The sequence below is a fragment of the Variovorax sp. AC103 genome, from assembly GCF_979254005.1.
On the sequence record NZ_CEEDFC010000014.1, the window covers coordinates 85,922 to 104,556 of the forward strand.

An 18,635-nucleotide genomic window follows, 5' to 3' on the forward strand; every position below is an offset into this window, starting at 1 on the left:
GTTTTTGCGCTTGACAAACGGCTGCGGACCGCCTTTTCGGGGGCGGTCGGACGCCTGCGCGCCGTCCGCCCCCGCCAGTTCACAGTTTCAACCGCGCAGGGCACGCGACTGGCTGTGCACCGCCTGCACCAGCGCCGCCACGTGGTCCGGCGGCGTGAACTGGCTGATGCCGTGGCCCAGGTTGAAGATGTGGGTCGGGCCCTTGGCGTTGCGGTCGGCGTGCGGCTTGCCGAAGGCATTCAGCACCTTCGCCACTTCGGCCTCGATCTGCGCGGGCGGTGCGAACAGCACATTGGGATCGATGTTGCCTTGCAGCGCCTTGGCCTTGTCGTCGGCGCCCTCGGCGACCTGCTGGCGCGCGGCGGCCAGGTTCACCGTCCAGTCGACGCCGAGCACCTGGCAGTCGAGCTCGCGCATGGCGTCCAGCCACAGGCCGCCGCCCTTGGTGAACACGATGCGCGGCACCGGCTCGCCGTCGGCGCCGGTGCGCTTCAGGCCGGCCAGCACGCGCGCGGTGCAGGCCAGGCTGAATTCCTGGAACGCGCCGTCGGCCAGCACGCCGCCCCAGCTGTCGAAGACCATCACGGCCTGCGCGCCGGCGTCGATCTGCGCGTTGAGGTAGGCGGCCACCGAATCGGCATTCACCGCGAGGATGCGGTGCATCAGGTCGGGGCGGCTGTACAGCATGCTCTTCACCAGGCGGTAGTCGCTGGAACCCGCGCCTTCCACCATGTAGCAGGCCAGCGTCCACGGGCTGCCCGAGAAGCCGATGAGCGGCACGCGGCCGTCGAGCGCCTTGCGGATCGACGCCACGGCACTGAACACGTAGCGCAGCCTGTCCATGTCGGGCACTTCGAGCGCGGCCACCGCGGCTTCGTCGCGCACCGGGCGCGCGAAGCGCGGGCCTTCGCCGGCCTCGAACGACAGGCCCAGGCCCATGGCGTCGGGCACGGTGAGGATGTCGGAAAACAGAATCGCCGCGTCGAGCGGGTAGCGCGCCAGCGGCTGCAGCGTGACCTCGGTGGCGTAGTCGGTGTTGGTGGCCAGCCCCATGAAGCTGCCGGCCTTGGCGCGGGTGGCGACGTACTCCGGCAGGTAGCGCCCGGCCTGGCGCATGAGCCAGACGGGCGTGTGGTCGGTGGCCTGGCGCCAGCAGGCCCGCAGGAAGGTGTCGTTTTTCAGGGGGGCGAAAGGCATCCGGCGATTGTCGCAGGGGGACGGTGCCCGGAGGTGTCGTCGTCGTTCAGGGCGTGGTCAGAGCCGTGGTTGATCGCCAATCACCAGCAGCGTGAGCTTTGAGCAGAGCGGTCGTTGATCGGGGCGCACCCGCCCTGAAAAAACCAACCGGCGCCCAGCAAAACTCAAACCACCGGCACGCGCCGCGAGTCCGCCGCGCTCACGTTGCGCCGGTAGAGCACCAGCGTCGCAATCAGCCCGCAGATGGCCGCCGCCGTCATCCACAGCCCCGGCGCGCCCTTGTCGCCGGTCATCTCGATCAGCCCCGTCGCAATGGCCGGGGTGAACCCGCCGAACAGCGCGGTGGCCAGGCTGTATGCCAGCGAGAAGCCCGCGGTGCGCACGTTCACCGGCATCACCTCGGTCAGTGCCACCACCATCGCGCCGTTGTAGCTCGCGTAGAGGAACGACAGCCACAGTTCCACCTCGAGCATGCGCACGAAACTCGGCGCGCCCACCAGCCACTTCAGCGACGGGTAAGCCGTGAGGATGGTCAGCACCGTGAACAGGATCAGCAGCGGCTTGCGCCCCACGCGGTCCGACAGCGCACCCATGATCGGCAGCCAGATGAAGTTGGAGACGGCCACGCACAGCGTGACGATCAGCGCGTCGGTGGTGCTCAGGTGCAGCACGGCCTTGCCGAAGGTGGGCGTGTAGACGGTGATCAGGTAGAACGACACGGTGGTCATCGACACCAGCATCATCCCGGCCACCACCAGGCCCCAGTTCGCAATCATCGACTGGAAGATCTCGCGGGCGTCCGGACGGTGCTTGCGCGCCATGAACTCCTCGGTCTCCTGCAGGGAGCGGCGGATGATGAACAGCACCGGCACGATCAGGCAGCCCACGAAGAAGGGCACGCGCCAGTAGAAGTCGCCGATCTCCTGCGAGGTGAAGGTCACGTTGAGCCAGTAGCCCAGCGCGGCCGCCACCACGATGGCCACCTGCTGGCTGGCCGACTGCCAGCTCACGTAGAAGCCCTTGCGGCCCGGCGTGGCCATCTCCGACAGGTACACCGACACCCCGCCCAGCTCCACGCCGGCAGAGAAGCCCTGCAGCAGCCGGCCGATCAGCACCAGCAGCGGCGCCACCAGGCCGATGGTGGCGTACGACGGCACGCAGGCGATGAGCAGCGTGCCCGTGGCCATCAGCGCCAGCGTGACGATCAGCCCCTTGCGGCGGCCCACGCGGTCGACGTACGCGCCCAGGAAGATCGCGCCCAGCGGGCGCATCAGGAAGCCCGCGCCGAAGGTCATGAACGTGAGCATCAGCGAGGCGAACTCGTTGCCCGAGGGGAAGAAGGCCTTCGAGATCTGCGTGGCGTAGAAGCCGAACAGGAAGAAGTCGAACATCTCCATGAAGTTGCCGCCGGTCACGCGCAGGACGGTGGCGACTTTCGAGGAGGACGATGAGGAGGAGGCGCCGACGGTGGCGCGGGCGGGCGCGCCTTGCGGCGCTGTGGAGGGCGCGGTCTTCATGTTGTTGTCCCCTGTGGCGTATGTGGTCGCCGAGGGTAAGCCGCGCTTCCCGACCGCTGCCTGACTGCGCCGGTCAGGTAGCTGTCACGCCCCGGCGCCGTCGCGCGGGGCATGGGATTCGGCGCTCAGGTCTTGTACTTGATCGAGCAGCCGTAGGGCCGCGTGCTGGCCGTGGAGATCGGCTTGCCGCCGAAGGCCTCGCCCAGCGCCCGGTTCACGTAGTTGGTGGCCGTCTTGATGTCCTCCGCCCGGGCCGACGCGATGCTGTCGATGCCGCCCGCGTACACCAGCGTGCCCTTGGGGTCGATGATGAAGATGTGCGGTGTGGTGCGCGCGCCGTAGACCTGACCGATCACGCCGTCCTCGTCCATCAGCACGGCGGTGGGCGCGGCCTTTTGCGACTTCATCCATGCGTCGAGCGCGTCGGCCTTCAGGTAGTCGCTGGCGGCGCGCTCGGTGGAGTTGATGGCCAGCCACACCACGCCCTTGTCGGTGGCGGCTTTTTGCGTGGCGGGCATGTTGCCGCTGCCGTAGTGCTTGCGCACGAAGGGGCAGCCGGGGTTGGTCCACTCGAGCACGACGAACTTGCCCGCGAAATCGGACAGCTTGTGCTTGGCGCCGGTGGTGTCCACGGCCACGAAATCGGGTGCCTGCTGGCCCACGGCGGGGGCGGCGGCGGCATTGGTGCCCATCAGGAAAGTGGCGCCGAGTGCCACCGCGGCGGCGACGACGGCACGGCGGGAGGCCCGGCTCAGGGCGGCGCGGGCATTGCGCGCGACACGCAGGGAACGCGAGTCGACGGTTGGCGAAAGAGACATGGCCAGCTTGAACTCCAAAAGAAAAATTCCAAACAACAACTGCAGCTTAGAACGGTTTCTTCAAGTGCTTGTGACAACCCATGTCACAGCGGCGGTCAAAGCGCGGCGAGTGCGGCGCGAACCTCGTCCTTGCCCAGTATTTCCGTCAGCACGACCGGCGCCTTGCCCGGCGCCTGCAGCACGTACACCGGCACGCCGCTGCGGCCCAGCGCGGTGAGCGCGGCGGTGATGGCGGGGTCGCGGCGGGTCCAGTCGGCGCGCAACATGGCGACCTTCTTGGCATCGAAGTCGGCCAGCACCTGCGCGTCGGCCAGGGTGGCCTTCTTGTTGTACTGGCAGGTCACGCACCAGGCGGCGGTGAAGTCGATGAACACCGGCTGGCCGGCGCCCGACAGTTCGGCCACGCGCTCGGCGGACCACGGTTGCCAGCGCTGGCCGGCGGCACCCTGGGGGCCCGCCGATGCGAGCGTGGCGGGCTCCACGGCCTGCAACACATTGCGCCCGATGGCGGCGCTCAGCAGCGCGGTGAAGGCGATCAGCACGCCCGCAATCACCATGCGGGTGCGTCCGCGCAGCGTGAGCGCCCAGACGATGGCGGCCATGCACACCAGCAGCGCCAGCAGCGTGCCCGCGCCGTCGATGCCGCTTTGCTGGCCGAGCACCCACACCAGCCACGCCACGGTGGCGAACATCGGGAATGCGAGCAGGCGGCGCAGCGTGTGCATCCACGGGCCCGGCTTGGGCAGCAGCCGCGCGATGGCGGGCACGAAGCTGGCCACCAGGTAGGGCAGCGCCAGCCCGAGGCCCAGCGCCGCGAACAGCAGCAACGCCTGCGCGGCCGGCAGGCCGATGGCGAAGCCCAGCGACACGCCCATGAAAGGCGCGGTGCACGGCGAGGCAATGACCACGGCCAGCACGCCCGAGAGGAAGTCGTTGGCCAGCGGATGCTTGGCCTGCGCGCTGCAGACCGACGACGGTGCGGCGCGGCCGAACTCGAACACGCCCACCAGGTTCAGCCCGATCAGCGTGAACAGCGCCGCCAGCGCCGCCACCACGCCCGGCGACTGCAACTGGAAGCCCCAGCCCAGCCCGGCGCCGGCCGCGCGCAGCGCCAGCATGGCGCCGCCCAGCGCGAGGAAGGACAGCATCACGCCGCCCGTGTACGCGAGACCGGCCTTGCGGTGCGCGCTGTCGTTGCCCGCCTGGCGGGCGAAGCCCAGCACCTTGATCGCCAGGATCGGGAACACGCAGGGCATCAGGTTGAGCAGCAGGCCGCCGAGCAGCGCGCCGAACAGGGCGGCGATGAAGGTGGTGGCCGACGGCGCGTTCAGCGCGGCCGGTGCCGCCGCGGCCGCATTCACGGCGAGGGCGGCATTGGCAGTGAGGGCGGCCTGCAGCGCCGGCGACACCTCGGCGCGCGGCGCGGCATTGGCGGGCCAGGTGCCCGACACCGGCGGCTCCGCGCGCCAGGCGATCGGCTGGCCGGCCTGCCGGTCGGCCTCGGCCAGCGCCACCACCAGCGGCAGCGCCGTGGGGCTGGCGCTGCGCTGGTCGGCCAGCGGAATCGTCGCGGTCCAGGTGCCGTTGTCCTGCCAGGCCTGGGTCCAGTCCTTGCCGGAGACGGCCGCGGTGCGGATCACCTCGGGGGTCTCGGGGAAGAAGCCCAGCGTCTTGCCCTGCACGGCGGCGGGCAGGCCTTCGAGGCGCACCTTCAGCGTGTGGCCGTCGACCTCCACGGTGCCGGGCCGGGCCAGCGGCTGGGGCTGGGCTGCCGCGGCGGTGTCGAAATCGGCCTTGTGCAGCGCGGTCGAGCCCTGCAGCGGCAACGACAGCGAGAAGGTGCCTTCCTCGGGAATGCATTCCTTGCGGCACACCAGCCAGGAGGCCTTGAGCTGGATGTCCATGGCCGGCGTGGCGCCCAGCGCCACCGGCGGCTTGTACAGCGTGGACACCTCCAGCGGCACCGGCAGCAGCACGGTGTTCTCGTAGCCGTAGTTGGCGAGGTTGCCCACCGCGATCTTCTCGGGCACCGGCCAGGCGATCTCGCCGGTGGACACGCCGGGCGGCAGCGTCCACGTCATTTCCGTAGGCAGGCCCGAATCGCCGGCGTTCTTCCAGTAGGTGTGCCAATCGGGCTGGTGCGTGATCTGCAGGCCGACCCACACCGGGGCGCCGGGCGCCACGCCGTCGGGCGCATGCGCGATCAGTTCGGCGCGCACGTGGGGGGTGGTGACCACCGCGCCCGGTTTGGACGCCAATTGCGCGGCAGCCGGCATGCTGGCTGCGGCGGTTGCTATCAGAAGCGTAGCGAAATGAATGCGCGAAAAGATCATGCCTGCAGTCGGAGCCATCGATGGGGGCGAAGTTCCGGGCGCTTCAGGCGGCCACGGGAGCCCAGCCCAGCACCACGCGCCGGCTGTTGGCGCTCTTCTTCTCGATCTTGGTGACCACCATCGCCCCGATCTCCGAGGTGTTTGCAACATGCGTGCCGCCGCAGGGCTGGAAGTCGATCTGCACGCCGCCCTCGGCTTCGGAGGCGCCGATGCGGATGGTGCGCACCGTGCCCAGGCCGCGCGGCGGCTGCACGCTCATGCTCTTGACCAGGCCGGGATTGGCGTCGAGTTCGGCGTCGGTGATGGCGCCCACGGTCAGCGGATGGGCCGCCTCGACCAGCCGGGCCAGCCCGGCCGTCAGCGCCTCCTTGTCCAGCGGATCGGTCATGTGGAAGTCGATGCGCGCGTAGTCGGGGGTGATGGAGCAGCCGTTCACCGGCACCGGCACCAGGTGGCACAGCAGGTGGGAGGCGGTGTGGAAGCGCATCAGCCGGTGGCGGCGCTCCCAGTCGATGCGGGCGGTCACGGTGTCGCCGGGCTTCAGCGCGGCCAGCAACCCGGCCTGTTCCGGGGCGGGCACATGGACGAATTCGTCCGTCGGCTGGCCTTCTTCGTTCTTCGCCTTGCGGGTGTCGGCAATGATCACTTCGCGGCCGTCGGCCAGGGCCAGCACGCCGCTGTCTCCGGCCTGCCCGCCGCCCAAGGGGTAGAACACCGTGCGGTCGAGCACGATGCCGGCCTCGTCGATGCGCAGAACGCGGGCTTCGCAGGTGCGCAGGTAGGCGTCGGCGCGGAACAGGTCGTCGGTCATGCCGCGATGGTAGCGGCGATGCCCGAATCAGGTGCGCCCACGCCAGAAAGCGCCCACGACCGACAGCCCCGCCCCGCGCACGCGGGGGATGATCCGGCCGACAGGTGGCCCGAACCGCCAACACCGCTCAAAGGATCACGCATGAAAGCACCGCAGCAAGCCCCCACCCGCAACGCGTTTCCCTGGCAGGCGCCCGCCGTGGCCGTGGCCGTCGCGCTGCTCGTCGCCGGCTGCGGCGAGGCCGCCAAGCTGACGCCGGAGGCCACCACCGGCCCCACCCCGAAGCTGGCCGAACCCAACAAGACGCTGATTCCCACCGTCAACGTCGCCCCCGCCGTCGGCTGGACCGACACCGCCACGCCCACGCCCGCCGAAGGCCTGAAGGTCACGGCGCTGGCACGCGGGCTGGACCATCCGCGCTGGGTCTACACCCTGCCCAACGGCGACATCCTCGTGGCCGAGAGCAACAAGCCGCCCAAGCCCGGAGGCAGCGCCACCGACGGCGGCGACGGCGTGGTGGCCAAGGTGCGCAACTGGGTCATGGGCAAGGTCATGGGCCGCGCCGGTGCCGGCGTGCCCAGCGCCAACCGCATCACGCTGCTGCGCGACGCCAACGGCGACGGCGTGGCCGAGGTCAAGCAGGTCTTCATGACCAACCTGATGTCTCCCTACGGCATGGCGCTGGTGGGCAACGAGCTCTTCATCGCCAACGCCGACGCGCTGGTGAAGGTGCCCTACACCGAGGGCCAGACCGCCATCAGCGTGAACCCCACGCTGGTGACCCAGCTGCCCGCGGGCATCAACCACCACTGGACCAAGAACGTCATCGCCAATGCCGACGGCAGCAAGCTCTACGTGACGGTCGGCTCCAACAGCAACATCGGCGAGAACGGCCTCGCGGCCGAAGAAGGCCGCGCCGCCATCTGGGAAGTCGACACGAAGTCGGGCGAGAAGCGCATGTTCGCCAGCGGCCTGCGCAACCCCAACGGCATGGGCTGGGACCCCGACACCAAGGCCCTGTGGACCGTGGTGAACGAGCGCGACGAGATCGGCAGCGACCTCGTGCCCGACTACCTCACCTCGGTGAAGGACGGCGCCTTCTACGGGTGGCCCTGGACCTACTACGGCGGCATCGTCGACGCGCGCGTCACGCCGCAGAACCCCGAGATGGCGGCCAAGGCCATCGCGCCCGACTACGCGCTGGGCTCGCACGTCGCGCCGCTGGGCATGGCGTTTTCGCGCGCGGGCGTCATGCCCGAGCAGTTCGCCAGCGGCGTGTTCATCGGCGAGCACGGCTCGTGGAACCGCAAGCCCAAATCGGGCTACAAGGTGGTGTTCGTGCCCTTCATCAGCGGCAAGCCGAGCGGGCCGCCGGTCGACGTGCTGACCGGCTTCCTCACCGCCGACGAAAAGGCCCAGGGCCGCCCGGTGGGCGTGACGCTCGACAAGAGCGGCGCGCTGATCGTGGCGGACGACGTGGGCAATGCGGTGTGGCGGGTGTCGAAGGACAAATAAGCCGCCGCCCGTTGTGCTGTCAGCGCCGCGGCCGGCCGATGCGAAAGAGCCGGTGCCGGCGCAGCGCATGCCCTTCGGGCACCAGCGGATGGTCGAAGGCGCCGGCGAGGTCTTCGGTCATGCCGATGCGTTCCATCACCGCTGCGGAGCGCAGGTTGCCGACGGCGGTGAAGGCCACGATCTCGTCGAGCGCCAGCTGATCGAAGCCGACCTGCAGCGCGCCGCGCGCGGCCTCGGTCGCGAAACCCTGGCCCCACGCATGGCGCGCAAAGCGCCAGCCGATTTCGACGCACGGGGAGAACGGCAGCGTGGCCAGCGGTGCATTCAGTCCCGTGAAGCCGATGAATTCCCCTGACGCCTTGTGCTCGACGGCCCAGAAGCCCCAACCGTTCTTCGCGATGAGCGCCCTGGCACGATCGGCCGACGCATCGCTGTCGGCGCGCGTCGGCAGGGGCAGCAGGAACTCCATCACCTGCGGGTCGCAAGCCAGCGCAAAAAATGGCGCGAGATCGCTCTCGCGCCATTGGCGCAGCCGCAGCCGTTCAGTGTCGAATTCGATGAGGGGCGCGGGTGCGCAGGCGTCGTCGGTCATGCCGGCGATTGTGCTGGCTCAGAAACCGGCCAGCACCACCTTGCCCTGCGCCTTGCCGCTCTCGATGAGCGCATGCGCGCGCTTCAGGTTCGCGGCGTTGATGGTGCCGAAGCTCGCGTTCGCCGTGGTGCGGATGCGGCCCGCGTCGACCAGCGCCGCCACCTCGGCCAGCAGCTTGCCCTGCTCGGCGATGTCGGGCGTCTCGAAGCGCGAGCGCGCAAACATCATTTCCCAGTGCAGCGAGATGCACTTGGTCTTCAGCGGCATCGCGTCGAGCATCTTCATGTCGTCGATCACCGCGAGCTGGCCCTGGGGCTTGAGGCTCTCGATGATCTGCGCGTAGTGCTGCTCGGTCTGCGTGAGGCTGGCGACCATGTCGACCTCGCCGATGCCGGCGGCCTTGAGCTCGGCCGCGAGCGGCTTCGAATGGTCGACGACCGTGTGCGCGCCCAGTGCCAGGCACCACTCGCGCGTTTCGGCGCGGGACGCCGTGGCAACGATGCGCAGCTTGGTGAGCTGGCGCGCCAGCTGGATCAGGATGGAGCCCACGCCGCCCGCGCCGCCGGTGATCAGCAGCGTCTGGCCTTCGCCGCCACCCTTGGGCACCTGCAGCCGGTCGAACAGCAGCTCGTAGGCGGTGATGGTGGTCAGCGGCAGCGCGGCGGCCTGCGCGTCGTCCAGGCTTTTCGGCGCGAGGGCGGCGATGCGCTCGTCCACCGCGTGCAGCTCGGCGTTGGCACCGGGGCGAATGATGGAGCCGGCGTAGTACACGCGGTCGCCCACCTTGAAGTTCTGCACGCCGCTGCCGATGGCCTCGACCGTGCCGACGGCGTCCCAGCCCAGCACCTTGGCCTGGCCGGCCTCGGGGGCGGCGTTCTTGCGGATCTTGGTGTCCACCGGGTTGACGGACACCGCCTTCACGCGCACCAGCAGGTCGCGCGCGCCGGCCACGGGGGCGGGCAGCTCGATGTCCTGCAGCGATTCGGGGTTGTCGATGGGAAGGGGCTGGTAGTAGCCGACGGCTTTCATGGCGGGGACCTTTCAGTGACGATGGCTCGACTGTAGGATGGCAAGGCTGGTTTGATAAGACCGTCGAAACCAGCAACACTTTCAAATGAAGATTGAAAATCTCTCTGACCTGCAGGTGCTGGTGCACACCGCGCGCGGCGGCACGCTCACCGCGGCGGCGCATGCGCTGGGCATCACGCCGGCCGCCGCCAGCGCCACGCTCAAGCGGCTGGAAACCCAGCTCGGCGCCCGCCTGTTCGAGCGCTCCACCCGTGCCATGCGCCTCACGCCGCAGGGCCAGACGCTGCTCGACTACGCGGTGCGCGCTTTCGAGCTGCTGGACGAAGGCGAGTCGCTGGTCACGGCCGACCGGGGCGAACTGGTCGGCACCTTGCGGGTGGCGGCGCCATCGGACCTCACGCGCAGCACGCTGCTGCCGTGGTTCGACGAGTTCCTGGCGCTGCACGCCGGCGTTCAGCTGTCGCTGTCGGTCGGCGACCGGCCGCTCGACGTGATGCGCGACGAGGTCGACGTGGCGCTGCGCTATGGCCCGCTGGCCGATTCGCGGCTGGTGGCGCGGCACTTCGCCATGACCAATCCGTTGTTGATCGCCTCGCCCGACTACCTGCGCCGCCATCCCGCGCCGAAGACGCCGCAAGACCTGGCGCAGCACAACTGCCTGATCTTCAACCGCGGCGGGCGCGCCAACCGCGTCTGGCGTTTCGCGCAAAAGGGCCAGTGGACCGACGTGCGCGTGAACGGCAACCGCAGCGCGGACGACGCTTCGCTTGCGCGCGAATGGGCGGTGGCGGGCCACGGGATCACGCTGAAGTCGTCGCTCGATGTGCGGGACGACATCCGCGAGGGGCGGCTGGTGCGGCTGCTGCCGGCGTGGGACACGGAGCCTTATCCGCTGCATGCGCTGCTGCCCAGTGGGCGGTTTGTGCCGGCACGGGTTCGGGCGTTTGTCGATTTCCTGGCGTTGAAGTTCGAAGGCTTGTTGCTTTTGGCTGATGTTTGAGGGCGGCTGGCCGGGACTCGCCCCGGCGGGCGACTTACTTTCTTTTGCTTCGCCAAAAGAAAGTAAGCAAAGAAAAGGCGACCCCACTGTCCGCGTCCCTCCGCTTCGCTGCGGGCAACCTGCGGTGCTCGCGCTTCGCGGGGTCTCGCCCAAACTCGCTTCGCTCAAACAAGGGCGAGCCCTGATCCGCGAAACGCTGCGCTCCTCGGCGCGGCCAGAGGGGAGGGAGCCGGTTCAGGCCATCGCTTCGCTCGGCCCTTGCAGTTCGAACGGGCCTTCGCTGCGCTCGGCCCTGGGTTTTGCTCCCTCTCCCCTCGGGGAGAGGGCTGGGGTGAGGGCGGCGGCGCTCGATACGCCGCTTTGCTTCCACGTCCCGCGTGCCTGCCCTCAGATCATCGGCGTCACCGCCCCATCCATCGCCACGATCGCGCCCGTCACATAGCTCGCCTTCGCCGATGCCAGGAACACCACCGTGTTGGCAATTTCCTCCGGCGTCGCGATGCGCCCGAGCGGCAGCCTCGCCTTGGCGCGTGCCAGCGCCTCGTCGGTGCCGATGCCCGCCAGCTTGGCGTCGGCCTTCATGCCTTCCTGCAAGCGCTCGGTCAGCGTGAGGCCGGGGTTCACCGCGTTCACGCGCACGCCCTTGCCGGCATAGGCCGCGGCCATGCCGGCGCTCACCAGCATCAGCGCCGCATTGGCCGCGCCGCCGGCCATGTGCACGGGGCTGGCCACCTTGCCGCCCTGGCCGATCACGTTGACGATGGCGCCGCGGCCGCGCTGGCCCATGCGCTTGACCACCGGGTCGATCATGTGGATGTAGGTGAAGTACTTCGCGTCCATCGCGTCGTGCCAGGAGGCCGCGGTCAGGTCGTCGGGCGGGGTGCGGCGCGCGGCGCCGGCCGAATTCACGAGCACGTCGACCGCGCCGAAGGCCTGCTCGGCCGCATCGAGCGCGGCCACGGCGCTGGCCGGGTCCTTGAGGTCGGCCGCATGCACCGACACGCGGCCTTCCGCCTGCGCATGCGCCTCGAGCAGCGTCTTTCGGCCCTGCTCGAGGTTGGCGATCTCGCGCGAGACGAGGCTCACGCGCGTGCCCTCGCGCAGAAAGCCCAGCGCGCAGGCCAGGCCGATGCCCTTGCTGCCGCCGGTGATGAGAACGTGCTGGTCCTGGAGCTGGAGGTCCATGAAAAAGTCCTTGGCCGTGATGAATGGGAATCCGCCGGCGATTGAAGCACCGCCGTGAAACCCCTGCACGGACGCGGCCGTGCGCCGCGAACTCCAGCGCTATCGCTACCGGCTCAGCGCCTTGCGCCCGCGCGCTGCATCGGCTCGGGCTCCAGCGCGCCCGGCGCGGTGTCGGTGGCGTCGCGCAGGTGGCCGTTGTTGTCGTGGTGCGCCAGCAGCTGGCGCGTGCGCTGCCAGGCCGACAGCCGTGCCGGCGGCACGTCGATGAAGGAGGCCAGCGCGAACAGCGACGATTCCTCCTTTTCGGGCGGCGCCTCGCGCTTGTTCTGGCGGCGGCGCCAAGGCGCCATCACCAGCATCGCCACCCCGATCACGCCGATCAGCACCGCATACAGGCCCAGCAGGTGCATCACCTCGGGCTGCGAGCGCGCGCCCAGCACGTAGGGCCAGGCATACCAGACGGCGCAGAACCAGATGGCGATGGTGAGGGCCGGGCGCGCCACGCGCAGCCACAGGTACATGGCCAGCGTGCGCCGCGGCGAGCGGCCGGTGCCGAAGGCGCGCAGCGAAATGCGCGCGGCGTCGATGATCGGCTCGTCCACCGCGGGCTGGCCCCAGGAGCGCGAGCGGCTCGGCGGCGGCGTGTCGTCGTACTCCGGGAAACGGCTGGGTGTCTCATGGTTTTCATTGCGCATCGGAAACTCCTCTGTCAGGGCTGGTCCATACCGCGCGCTTGCCGCGGCGGCGTAGCAGGACCTTGGGAAGGGCGATGACGGTGGTCGCCATCGTCAGGGTCCAGAAAGCGATCGGGTACCAGATCGTTCCGGCGAAATAGCGCAGCAGGTCGCGGTCGTAGCGGCGATCGATCCACAGGCTCAGCAGCATCTGCAGGATGCAGGTCATGGCCAGCAGCGTGCCCTGCCAGTGCGGCAGCAGCGCGGAGTGCCACAGCGAATCGACCGGCAGCAGCGGGCGCACCAGGCTCACGAGCAGCACCGCGGCCATGGCATAGGCCCACACCACGCTCGTCATGTACTCCGCATAGACCAGCCACATGCGCCAGTTGCCCGGGCGCAGGATGCGCGGCGTGTAGCGCAGCATGGTCTGGATGCCGCCCATGGCCCAGCGCAGGCGCTGCTTCCACAGGCCGCGCAAGGTCTCGGGCATCAGGATCCAGCACAGCGCGCGCGGCTCGAAACGCAGCTTCCAGCCGGCGAGCTGCAGCTTCCAGCTCATGTCGATGTCCTCGGTGAGCACGTCGGGGCTCCAGAAGCCCACGTCGATCACCGCGCGGCGGCGGAACATGGCAATCACGCCCGACACCGTGAACAGCGTGCCCACCAGCTGCTGCGAACGCTTGATGAGCCCGATGATCGAGGAGAACTCGCCCACCTGCATGCGCCCCAGCAGCGTGGTGCGGGTGCGGATGCGCGGGTTGCCCGTCACGGCGCCGATGCGCTCAGACGCCAGCATCGGCTGCAGCATCCACGCAATGGCGTCCTCGTCGATCAGCGCGTCGCCGTCGATGCCCAGGATGTATTCGCCGCGCGCCAGTTGGCAGGCGGTGTTCAAGCCGACCGCCTTGCCCTGGTTGCTGGCGTTGTGGACCACGCGCAGGCGGCTGTATTCGCGCGTCATCTCGTCGAGCAGCTCGCCGGTGCCGTCGGTGCTGCCGTCGTTCACCGCAATCACCTCGTAGTTCGGGTAGCGCGTGCGCATGAGCTGCTCGATCACCTCGCGCAGGTGCGGCGCCTCGTTGAAGCAGGGCACCACCACCGTGACCAGCGGGCGCGTGGGCAGCCGATCGAGCGGGTTGCCCTCGATGTCGCGCTTGCGCTCGAACACCCACGCATGCGAGAGGCCGCCCGCCATCCACACGTAGGCCATGAAGAAGGGGTAGTAGAAGACGAAGCCGAACAGCAGCGACGGCAGCGTCTGCGCGAGGAAATGACTGGAGCTCATGGCGAGCGTTCTCCTTGCGGGGACTGCGGAGGAATTTCAGCGGAGGCCGGCCCCAGGGCGCGGGGCAGCAGGGTGCGCACCGAGATGGCCCGGCGCACGGTGTCCAGCGAGGGCTGGTCGTTCAGGAAGTCGTCGGGGTAGTAGCCCAGGTGGCGCACGCCGGCGCGCTGCAGCAGCGTCCACTGGCGCGTGAGCTCGGCGTCGGGCACGGGCTCGCCGGTGCGCCAGTCGCGCGCCTGCAGCTCGAACACGGTGCCGTCCAGGCCGCGCGGCGTGTCGGCCGCGCGCTTGGCGAGCCGCGCCAGCCAGGCCTGTGCGTCGGCTTCGCCTTCCATGCGCGGCATGGCCATCAGCGCCACGTAGTCGTAGGCGGCGAGCGAGGCCTCGTAGTTCTGCGCGAACCACTGCTCGGCCTGGGGCTCGAGCAGCGGGCGCGCATACAGGTTGCGCGCGGTTTCCAGCGCGGGCCGCCAGGCGCCCGCGCGCGCGGCGAGCTCGTGCGTGAAGTCGATCAGGTAGCGCGTCTTGGCCGTGGTCCAGCGCGCCATCAGCGCGGGGTCGGCGCGGATCGCGGCCACGTCGCGCGGCAGGCCCCAGCGTTCGTAGGTGGCCAGCGCGGCGGGGCTGGCGTCCTCGTCGTCCGCGAGCATGGCGTCGTCGTGGAACAGCAGGCCCTCGAAGAAGGCATGGCTGCCCAGGTCTTCGTAGATGTCGCCGACCAGCGCGCGCACGGCCGGGTCGAAGGGCGTGAGGCGGTGGTAGCGGTCGTCGGGCGTCGTGCCGGCCTGCGTCGCCACCGTGTGCGTGGCGAGCGGGTTGGCCTCGGGCAGGCGGAAGGCCGTGACCGGCATCCACGCGTAGACCTTCACCCCGGTGCGGGTGCGCAGCTGCCAGGCGGCGCGCGCGAACAGGTCGGCGCGCATCGGCAAGTGGCGGTTGGGAAAGTACATGGCGTCGGCCACGCCGTCGCCGTCGGGGTCGGCATAGGCCTGCAGGAACACCGAGCGCGGGCGCACGGCGGCCACGCGGTCGATCAGCAGCGACAGGTTGCGCTCCTGCTGCGCGGGGTCGGGGTCGTACACGTAGTCCAGGTCCACGTGCATCACGCGGTTGACCGGGCGCACCTCGCCGCCCACGGGGCTGCGCAGCAGCCGGGCGTACTCGGGCGCCTGGTTGTCGTAGGCGGCCAGCGCGCGGCGGATGCGGCTGAGCGGCACGGCACCGGTGTTGGGGCCGTCGTCCAGCGTGAAGGTGATGGGCATGCCCGCGCGCTCGGAGGCCTTCAGCGCCGCGGTGTTGTAGGCGCCGTAGGGCCACACCGTGGCGCGCACCTTGGCGCCGGTGCGCGCCTCGATGATCTCGCGGCTGCGGCGCAGGTCGGTCTCCACGCGGCGTGCGTAGGCGTCGTCGCTCTCGTAGCGGCCGGTGGCGCTGTCGTAGCGGTGCGTGGCGGCCGAAGGCAGCAGGTTGCCCTGCGGGTTGGCGGCGATGCCGGTGTGCATCGCATCGGTGTGGCTCGCGAACTCGACCAGGCCCGAGCGCGCCATCTCGGCGGCTTCGGACCACAGCAGGAAGTTCTCGCGCGGCGCGGGCTTGTCGCCCCAGTGCACCAGCTGGCCTGCGGGTACGTCGAGCCAGCTGGTCACCAGCGCCATCAGCGCCGGGTAGTTGTAGCGCTTGAGCAGCGGAAACACCTTGGTGTAGGCGCTGCGGTAGCCGTCGTCGAAGGTCAGCAGCACGGCCTGCGCCGGCAGCGGCTTGCCGCCGGCGCGCGCGTCGACGATCTGCTGCAGGCTCACCGGCCGGTAGCCGCTGTGCTCGAGCCAGGCGAACACCTCGGCGAAGGTGCGCTCGTCCACGGCGGTCTCGTCGGGCGAGTCCGCAAAGGTGGCGCGCACATTGGTGCGCACGTCGTGGAAGGACAGCACGCGAAAGGTGAGGCCGTCGCTGGGGTCGGCCGGCGGCAGCGGCTGTGCCGGCGCGGGCAGCGCCACGGCCAGCAGCAGCCCCAGCAAGGCGGTGCGCCACAGGGAAAGGAAGTTCTTCATCGTTCGCATCACGGCAGGGGCATCGAGAGGTTCAGGAAGACGCCGCGCTGTCGCTCGCGCACGCCGTCGTAGGGATGGCTGGAAATGCTCAGGCCGTAGCGCAGCGTGAGCTTGGGGCCGAGCTCCCAGCGGTGCTCGTAGCGCAGGCTCCACAGCGGCCCGCTGCCGAAGCCGGCCTGCCGGTAGGTGCCGCCGCTCAGTCCCACCACCTGGAAGAACTGGCGGTCGTCGCGCTTCCAGTTGAGCCATTGCGCGCGCACACCGAGCTCGGTGCTGCTGTCGCTCGACGGGTTGAAGTAGGGCGCGTCGACGGCGCGCCCGCGGCCGGCGGCGGTGGTCAGCTGGGTCTCGAGCTGGAAAGTCGGCGTGCTGATCCAGCGCTCGCGCCAGCCCAGTTCCAGGCCGTTGCGCACGTTGCCGTCGCTGAAGTCCATGCGCTGGTACTGCAGGTCGAAGCGGCGCGACTCGTTCACCACGTAGCCCACGCTCGCGCCGGTCTCGCGCGCGCCGATGCGGGCCACGCGCGCCTTCCACGGCAGGTCCTTGCTGTCGCCGTCGTAGGTGGCCGAGAGCCGCCAGGCGTCGCTGGCGCGGTAGTCCACGCGGCCCGCCACGCTGTTCTGGTAGGGGCCGCCGTTGGAATGCTGCAGTGCGCCTTCGGCCAGCCAGGGGCCGCGCTGCCAGGCCAGGCCCAGCCCGCCGCGCGCCCAGTTGGCGTTGCCGATGTCGGTGTTGCCGCGGCCGAGCGACTGGTCGTAGAACAGCCGCCATTCGTCGTTGACGAGGCCGGAACTGAGCCGGCTGTCGACGCGCCATTCGCGGCTTGCAATGGCCGCGCCGCCGCGCGAGGCTTCGGCATCGACGTCCAGCCGGGGCCCGGTGATGGCGCGCCGCTTGCGCTCCATCTCGCGCACCTCGGCCGTGTCGGGTGCATCGGCCACCACCGATTCGGCGCGGCGGCGGGCCTCGGCGAATTCGTCGGCGTCGAGCAGGGCTTCCACGTAGCCGGTGCGCGCGCTGATGTCGTCGGGGTGGTCGGCCGCCAGCGCCTCGAAGCGCGCCACGGCGGCCTCGGGGTGCTCGCGCATCCGCTCGGTCAGCGCCGCGCCGTAGGCGTAGCCGGCGTTCAGCGGCGCCTCGCGTGTCAGCACGTCGAACTGCTGCTCTGCCAGCGCATGCCGGTCGCTGTACAGCGTGAGCAGGCCGCGCAGGCCGCTCACGTCGCTGTACTGCTCGTTGGGACGGCGTGCTTCGGGCGCCAGCCGCAGGTAGGTCGGGGTGGCGCCTTCGAGCCGCGCGAGCAGCGCCTGCGCGTCGTCGAAGCGGCCGGTGTCCTGGTAGGCGTAGACCAGGCCGAAGTAGAGCGGGTCGGGCATGGGCAGGTCGTCTCCGCCCTTGCTTACCGCCGCCTCGAACAACGGCACGGCCTCGGCCGAGCGGCGCTCCTGCGCATAGGCGCGGGCCGCGGCGCCCAGGCCGTAGAACGGCAATTCCGTGCCCGCGGCGCGCATCGACTCGTACAGCGCGATGGTGTCGGCGGGGCGGCCGCGCTCGACCAGCGCCAGCAGGCGGTCGCACAGCAACCGCACGCGCAGGGCGCGCCAGGCCGGCGCATCCGCGGGGTCGGCCTGCAGGGCCGCGGCGTCGGCGCGGGCCAGTGCGGCTTCTTGAGCGGCCAGCACGCGGTCGAGTGCAACCACGCGTTCCGCGCCCAGGCGCTGGTCGCGTTCCTGGATGGCCCAGCGCAACTGCTGGCCCAGGGCCTCCTGCTGGAGCGTGGAGAGCGCCAGCGGCGAGAAGCTGCCGGGCGTGGCGCGCTCCGCCGCTTCGGCGTCGTCGAAGGCGCTCGATGCGGCGCCGCTGCCGGCGAGCAGAAAGTCGGCCTCGCGGCGCAGGTCGGGGCGCTCGGGCCGCAGGGCGCCGGCTTCGGTGTAGGCGGCCAGGGCCTGCAGCGGGTCGTTGTCGGCGCGGGCCACGGCGGCGCGCAGCTCCAGCAGCGAGATGCGGTCGTCGATCTGCTTCGAGGGCCGCGCGGCCAGGGCGGTGTAGATCGCCTTCGCACCCGCGACGTCGCCGCTGTCGAGCCGCCAGTAGGCTTCGTGGATGCGCGGCTCGCGGGCGTCGGGCTGCCGTGCGCGCCAGAGCTTGACGGTGTCGCCCTGCAGCGAAAGATCCTTCGTGCGCCGGGCGGCCACGGTGAGCGGGCCCAGCGCGTAGTCGCTCAGGCCTGTCGGCGGGAACCGGCGCGCCAGCGCCACGGCTTCGGCGAACCGCCCGTCGGCGATCGCCACGACGACGGCGTCGGACGCGGCGCGCCGCCGTTCGGCCTCGCCCAGCGGCGATGCGAGCCATGCCTCGAGCTGCTGCAGCGCCTGTGCCGGTGTCACGCGGCCTTCGCGGCGCGCGGCGATCAGCGCATCGTGGCGTTGCGGGCTGTAGGCCATCGTGCTCGCGTCGGACGCGGGCGCCTGGGTGACCGAAGGCTGCGCAAGGGCCGCCGACGTGTCGAGGGCCAGGACGCAAACGATGGGGAATCCTCGTGCTGCTTTGGCGAGGCGATGAGACAACGACCCTGCGGGTGCCGATTGGCGCCCGAACGTGACCGTGCCTCCAGCTTTTTTCTGGATA

14 protein-coding genes are annotated in these 18,635 nt (G+C 70.3%); 2 read left to right on the plus strand and 12 right to left on the minus strand.

Going from position 1 to position 18,635, the window contains the following annotated elements:
* Positions 1-87 precede the first annotated feature (87 nt).
* The 5 genes from hemE to AC0IYU_RS20600 all read right to left on the minus strand — a co-directional run bounded on the left by hemE (position 88) and on the right by AC0IYU_RS20600 (position 6,676).
* On the minus strand, positions 88-1,197 hold the full coding sequence (hemE, locus tag AC0IYU_RS20580) for a uroporphyrinogen decarboxylase (RefSeq protein WP_472120539.1): 1,110 nt from the start codon (positions 1,195-1,197) through the stop codon (positions 88-90).
* A 164-nt stretch (positions 1,198-1,361) separates the two neighbouring features.
* Positions 1,362-2,714: a tricarballylate/proton symporter TcuC gene (gene tcuC, locus AC0IYU_RS20585; RefSeq protein ID WP_472120541.1), complete on the minus strand. Its 1,353-nt coding sequence runs from the start codon at positions 2,712-2,714 to the stop codon at positions 1,362-1,364.
* 125 nt (positions 2,715-2,839) lie between these two features.
* Positions 2,840-3,532 carry a thioredoxin family protein gene (locus AC0IYU_RS20590; RefSeq protein WP_472120543.1) on the minus strand — a complete coding sequence of 231 codons (693 nt, stop codon included), beginning with the start codon at positions 3,530-3,532 and terminating at the stop codon, positions 2,840-2,842.
* Between the two features lie 95 nt (positions 3,533-3,627).
* The gene (locus AC0IYU_RS20595) at positions 3,628-5,865 is read right to left on the minus strand and encodes a protein-disulfide reductase DsbD family protein (protein ID WP_472120732.1); all 2,238 of its coding nucleotides are present in this window, start codon (positions 5,863-5,865) and stop codon (positions 3,628-3,630) included.
* A gap of 43 nt (positions 5,866-5,908) precedes the next feature.
* Complete coding sequence (locus AC0IYU_RS20600; RefSeq protein WP_472120545.1) at positions 5,909-6,676, minus strand: alanyl-tRNA editing protein; 768 nt, start codon at positions 6,674-6,676, stop codon at positions 5,909-5,911.
* 141 nt (positions 6,677-6,817) lie between these two features.
* Between AC0IYU_RS20600 and AC0IYU_RS20605 the strand changes: the two genes are divergently transcribed.
* Complete coding sequence (locus AC0IYU_RS20605; RefSeq protein ID WP_472120547.1) at positions 6,818-8,191, plus strand: PQQ-dependent sugar dehydrogenase; 1,374 nt, start codon at positions 6,818-6,820, stop codon at positions 8,189-8,191.
* A 19-nt stretch (positions 8,192-8,210) separates the two neighbouring features.
* On the opposite strand, the gene AC0IYU_RS20610 is transcribed toward AC0IYU_RS20605, so the two are convergent.
* Both AC0IYU_RS20610 and AC0IYU_RS20615 read right to left on the minus strand, forming a co-directional pair.
* Complete coding sequence (locus tag AC0IYU_RS20610; protein WP_472120549.1) at positions 8,211-8,783, minus strand: GNAT family N-acetyltransferase; 573 nt, start codon at positions 8,781-8,783, stop codon at positions 8,211-8,213.
* 18 nt (positions 8,784-8,801) lie between these two features.
* A complete protein-coding gene (locus AC0IYU_RS20615) occupies positions 8,802-9,812 on the minus strand; it encodes a zinc-binding alcohol dehydrogenase family protein (RefSeq protein ID WP_472120551.1) in 1,011 nt (336 codons plus the stop codon).
* 85 nt (positions 9,813-9,897) lie between these two features.
* On the opposite strand from AC0IYU_RS20615, the gene AC0IYU_RS20620 reads away from it, so the two are divergent.
* A complete protein-coding gene (locus AC0IYU_RS20620; RefSeq protein WP_472120553.1) occupies positions 9,898-10,812 on the plus strand; it encodes a LysR family transcriptional regulator in 915 nt (304 codons plus the stop codon).
* Positions 10,813-11,199: 387 nt separating this feature from the next.
* Here the strand turns inward: AC0IYU_RS20620 and AC0IYU_RS20625 are convergent, their stop codons facing one another.
* The 5 genes from AC0IYU_RS20625 to pgaA form a co-directional block, all read right to left on the minus strand.
* Positions 11,200-11,997, minus strand: coding sequence for an SDR family oxidoreductase (locus AC0IYU_RS20625; RefSeq protein ID WP_472120555.1), 798 nt, complete (start codon positions 11,995-11,997; stop codon positions 11,200-11,202).
* 113 nt (positions 11,998-12,110) lie between these two features.
* Entirely contained in the window at positions 12,111-12,692 is a 582-nt protein-coding gene (locus AC0IYU_RS20630) for a PgaD family protein (protein WP_472120557.1), read from the minus strand.
* Positions 12,682-13,959 carry a poly-beta-1,6-N-acetyl-D-glucosamine synthase gene (gene pgaC / locus AC0IYU_RS20635; protein ID WP_472120559.1) on the minus strand — a complete coding sequence of 426 codons (1,278 nt, stop codon included), beginning with the start codon at positions 13,957-13,959 and terminating at the stop codon, positions 12,682-12,684. Before pgaC ends, AC0IYU_RS20630 begins: the two co-directional genes overlap by 11 nt.
* Positions 13,956-16,007 (minus strand): poly-beta-1,6-N-acetyl-D-glucosamine N-deacetylase PgaB, encoded by a 2,052-nt coding sequence (gene pgaB, locus AC0IYU_RS20640; protein ID WP_472120561.1) that lies wholly within the window; start codon positions 16,005-16,007, stop codon positions 13,956-13,958. The genes pgaC and pgaB overlap by 4 nt, the downstream gene beginning before the upstream one ends.
* 8 nt (positions 16,008-16,015) lie before the next feature.
* Entirely contained in the window at positions 16,016-18,451 is a 2,436-nt protein-coding gene (gene pgaA, locus AC0IYU_RS20645) for a poly-beta-1,6 N-acetyl-D-glucosamine export porin PgaA (protein WP_472120563.1), read from the minus strand.
* Between the last annotated feature and the right edge of the window lie 184 nt (positions 18,452-18,635).